Origin of the sequence: Brumimicrobium mesophilum, assembly GCF_003025005.1 — a bacterium.
GTDB classification, from domain to species: domain Bacteria; phylum Bacteroidota; class Bacteroidia; order Flavobacteriales_D; family Crocinitomicaceae; genus Brumimicrobium; species Brumimicrobium mesophilum.
In genome coordinates, this window is record NZ_PVSS01000077.1 from 1 (window position 1) to 488 (window position 488).

Here is a 488-nt window from a genome sequence, read left to right on the forward strand (position 1 = left end):
TCTAATATCCTACTCAATGAGTTGGATAAAGAATTAGAAAATCGAGGTCATCGTTATGTACGATATGCCGATGATTTTAGTATTTACGCCAAGAGTAAGAAGTCGGCAAAGCGAGTGGGTAATAGTATCTACAAGTTCTTGCGAGACAAACTCCAACTACCCATCAACCGAGAGAAAAGTGGAATACGAAGACCTTCAACTTTTGAAGTATTAGGATACAGTTTTGTGCCTACATACAAAAAAGGAGAGAAGGGGAAATATCAATTTGTTGTGAAGATATCTAAATGGAAGGAGTTTAAGTCAAAACTTAAACACTTAACCAAGAAGACGATACCAATGACCTTTAATGAACGTATCGAACGAATAAATTGGTTGATAAGAGGATGGATAAATTACTTTAAGCTAGCATCCATGCAAGCCAAACTTAAAAAGTTGGAAGAATGGCTGCGAAATCGTTTACGGTACTGCATTTGGCATCATTGGAAGAA

Annotated in this window: 1 protein-coding gene; it reads left to right on the plus strand. The window is 36.7% G+C overall.

Annotated elements, in window-relative coordinates; translation table 11 throughout:
- Positions 1-488: group II intron maturase-specific domain-containing protein (locus C6368_RS17115; protein ID WP_262494893.1), on the plus strand; the 488-nt coding region annotated here is incomplete at both ends.